Source organism: Streptococcus alactolyticus (assembly GCF_012277075.1).
Taxonomy (GTDB): Bacteria; Bacillota; Bacilli; order Lactobacillales; family Streptococcaceae; genus Streptococcus; species Streptococcus alactolyticus.
In genome coordinates this window covers 1-3,842 of the sequence record NZ_JAAXMT010000024.1, presented here as the reverse complement: position 1 = coordinate 3,842, position 3,842 = coordinate 1, and the positions used below count along the sequence as shown (strand labels likewise).

Annotated in this window: 5 protein-coding genes; all 5 read right to left on the bottom strand. The window is 41.3% G+C overall.

The window, feature by feature from the left end; translation table 11 throughout:
• A partial coding sequence (locus HFK82_RS08660) for a glucosaminidase domain-containing protein (protein ID WP_168261481.1) occupies nt 1-385 on the bottom strand: 385 nt, incomplete at its 3' end.
• Complete coding sequence (locus tag HFK82_RS08655; protein ID WP_168261480.1) at nt 382-1,128, bottom strand: M15 family metallopeptidase; 747 nt, start codon at nt 1,126-1,128, stop codon at nt 382-384. The genes HFK82_RS08660 and HFK82_RS08655, both read right to left, overlap by 4 nt.
• Complete coding sequence (locus HFK82_RS08650) at nt 1,112-1,816, bottom strand: histidine phosphatase family protein (RefSeq protein ID WP_168261479.1); 705 nt, start codon at nt 1,814-1,816, stop codon at nt 1,112-1,114. The genes HFK82_RS08655 and HFK82_RS08650 overlap by 17 nt, the downstream gene beginning before the upstream one ends.
• A 174-nt stretch (nt 1,817-1,990) precedes the next feature.
• The gene (locus HFK82_RS08645) at nt 1,991-3,328 is read right to left on the bottom strand and encodes a PFL family protein (protein WP_168261478.1); all 1,338 of its coding nucleotides are present in this window, start codon (nt 3,326-3,328) and stop codon (nt 1,991-1,993) included.
• 11 nt (nt 3,329-3,339) lie between these two features.
• Entirely contained in the window at nt 3,340-3,606 is a 267-nt protein-coding gene (locus HFK82_RS08640) for an ACT domain-containing protein (RefSeq protein WP_154454799.1), read from the bottom strand.
• Between the last annotated feature and the right edge of the window lie 236 nt (nt 3,607-3,842).

The following is a 3,842-nucleotide window of genomic DNA, read 5'->3' as shown; positions in this document are numbered from 1 at the left end:
TCCAAGATTTGTAAACCACAAAGCGTCCTTCTTTGGTTTGCCATTTGTTTAAAAAATAAGTCTGATAGGTTAATTTAACCGATTTTTGACCAGATTGAGCCTTGATGGCAAATAAATTATGGTATTTGACAGCTAATAAATTGCTGCCATAATCAGATTCTAGAGCTGCTTGTGCTAGGATAATTGACGGGGAAACCCCATAAGATTTAGCCACTTTTTGAACCGTAGGAGCAATTTCCTCAAAAAAAGCTTTTTGATTGTAAGAAACCGCCATTTTTTCTGAGGAACTTGGCACCGAGCGATTGAGATAAAGCGGGGTAACCACCCCGACTAAAAAAACGGCAATAAAGAGCAAAAACTGTTTGAAAGAAAATCTCGAACTCATTGATTATTCTCCTTCAACAAAGCAATGTATTCTTCCAAAGTCAAGTTGTGCTCAGTAATGTATTTGGCTGATTCAGGTCCGACATAGCGGAAATGCCAGTCCTCGTAATCAACACCAGTCGAGTCACTCTTGCCTTCAGGAAAACGCAAAATAAAGCCATATTTAGGAGCAATTTCTTGGATTTTTGCTACCACATTAGGGTCACTCTCATTTAAAGAATCCACTGTACTCATGTCAATGGCGAGCCCCGTTTGGTGTTCGCTCGCTCCTGCTGGTTGAGAATACGTTTTAACCACTTCTTCAGCTTCTGCTTGAGTGAGATTTGGATTGGCTGCCATTTCTTGTGCTACATAACTGTTAAATAAAGATTCTTGATAGGCAACACTGCGGTAGCCAGAAATCAAGTGTTCACTAGGGTCAATCGTCTGAGCTTCAGCCAAAAAGCCTTGAACCGCGTTAGCAATCCGAGAATCTACATAAATATTGCCAATTTGCGTGACATCGGGATTCATTTCTTCCTTGGTATTGTCGCGATTGACCAAAACCAACTCCCAAGAATCACTGGAAACTTTTGGCAATTCAGACGTCTGCTCCTTAGAGGATGCTTCTGTTTGAGCTGTTGGCGCTTCATTCGAGGCTGTCTGAATCTTATCATCTCTAACCAACAGAAAAACCGTTAGCAAAAAGCCAATAATTAAGGCCAATACTAAACTAATTACTAATACACTACGCTTTTTTCTCATTTTCTCTTTCTTCTAATAGCTGTTTACCGCGTAAACGATAACTCATATCACCAATTGATTCGATTGTGAATTTGCCATCGGCATAATCCACAACAGAAACACTACCATTATCTAAACCAAGTCCTCTTGGCGTTGAATGGTCAATTAACCATAAAAAAGTACTAATGGTCATGCCGTGACTCACGACAATAGCGTTGCCACCACCAGTAGCCTCCATTTGTTCAGCAATTTCTGTGAAACCTGCCAAAATACGAGTGCTCAACACTTCCCAAGTTTCAGCCCATCCTGCCGTATCTACTTGACGAATGGCTTCGACCATTTCTTGATAAGTGAGTTTTGACATATCCTTATCCACAATTCGTGGCAAAACCCCGTGGAAAAGTTCCCCATCATAGCCACCGTCCAAGCTACCAAAACACCACTCACGAATGCGTTTATCACGCGTATAAGGAATCGCTTCTTGCTGACATTCTCGCAAAATAATCTCCATAGTTTGCAAGGTCCGTCCACTATCGCTCGAAAAAGCAGCCTTAAACTGGATACCCGAATCTTTCAGACCCAAGCCGAGTTCTTCAATACCACGTTCCCCTTCAGGCGTTAGCGGACTATCACTCCAACCTTGTGCACGACCAATTGTGTTAAACATCGTTTTTCCATGACGAATAATATACAATTTTGTTGCGACCATAATGCTTCCTCCTAGATTGATTCACCTAAAAACTAAAACTCGTATCCGCTTGCATTGTACCCCTTCATTATAGCACATTTTTCAAGCGCTACGACATACTGATGTGGTGAGTGCAAAGATTTTAAAAAGAAAAAACCTAGAGGCAGCTGTAGCAACCCTAGGTCGTGTATGCAATTAGTTTTTAAAGCTATGAACAGGTGCTGGAATCTGCCCCCCACGCTTGATAAAGTCAGCAGAAGAGTTACTATTGACACGCATAACAGGTGCCGTTCCCAGTAAACCACCAAATTCAATCATGTCGCCTTCTTTTCCTTTTGGAATAATACGGACAGCCGTTGTTTTTTGGTTGATAACACCAATAGCCGCTTCATCCGCAATCATAGCCGCAATGGTTTCATGTGGCGTATCCTCAGGAATAGCAATCATGTCCAATCCAACAGAACAGATAGCCGTCATTGCTTCTAATTTTTCCAAATTCAGCGAACCATTTTGTACCGCAGCAATCATTCCCTCGTCTTCAGAAACAGGGATAAAAGCACCTGACAAACCACCAACTTGGTTACAAGCCATGATACCACCTTTTTTCACTTGGTCATTCAACAAAGCAAGAGCCGCTGTTGTCCCATGTGTTCCCACAGCTTCCAAGCCCATTTCTTCAAGGACACGAGCAACAGAATCCCCGATAGCAGGTGTTGGCGCCAAAGATAGGTCAACAATCCCAAATTTAACCCCCAAACGCTCACTGGCCATTTGCCCAACCAATTGACCAATACGAGTGATTTTGAAAGCCGTCTTTTTAACCGTTTCTGCAACCACATCGAAGCTTTCACCACGCACTTTTTCAAGAGCACGTTTCACCACACCAGGTCCAGAAACGCCGACATTGATAACAACATCTGCTTCACCAACACCGTGGAAGGCACCCGCCATGAAAGGATTATCCTCCACAGCATTTGCAAAAACAACCAATTTCGCCGCACCTAAGTCTGACAATTCAGCCGTTTCTTTGATAACACGACCCATATCAGCCACCGCTGTCATGTTAATACCTGACTTCGTTGATCCAATATTGACCGAAGAGCACACCTTAGACGTTTCCGCAAGCGCACGAGGAATAGAATTGATCAAGATTTCATCACCTTTTTGGTAACCTTTTTGAACCAAGGCAGAAAATCCACCAATAAAATCAATTCCAATATCATTAGCAGCTTTATCCAAAGCATGAGCCAAAGGCAAGTAATCCGTCGCATCTGTCGCTGCCCCAATAATAGAAATCGGCGTCACAGAAACTCGCTTATTCACAATTGGAATACCCAATTCAGCTGCAATCTCATCTCCAACTTGGACCAGCGAGCCCGCTTTTTCCACAACCTTCTTATAAATCTTATCAGCTGCCTTGTTAATGTCAGAATCAATACAATCAAGAAGAGAAATCCCCATGGTAATCGTACGAACATCAAAGTTCTGCTCTTCAATCATCGCAATCGTTTCAGTGACTTGTTTAATATCCACGCTTTCTCTCCTTAAATGTTGTGCATCGCATCAAAAATCGCTTCGCTTTGAATGTTAATTTTAACGTTCAAAGATTCCCCATAAGCCTCAAATTCAGCACGCAATTGCGTAAAATCTTGCTGCTCGTCAGATGAAACAATAGCCATCATGGTAAAAAATTCGTCCAAAACTGTTTGCGAAATATCATCAATATTCAAACCTAATTCAGCAATTTTTGCTGACACAGCAGCAACAATCCCTTTTTTATCCTTACCAACAACCGTAATAATCGCTTTCATAAGTTCCTCCAAAATATGATTTGATTAATTTTACCATAATTTTCAGAAAAATACCATGATAGATTTAAGAGAAACCCTAAAAAACGAATTATTTTTGATATTAAAAGATAAATCATTCACTTTTTTCTATTCCTTAAAGTCCAGAAAGAAAGGTTCAATGCTTCTAAGAAAAGCACTTTTGCCTTTAAAGCGTTCCCCACGCATCACACGATCCAATTTTGACACACCTTCTGCCC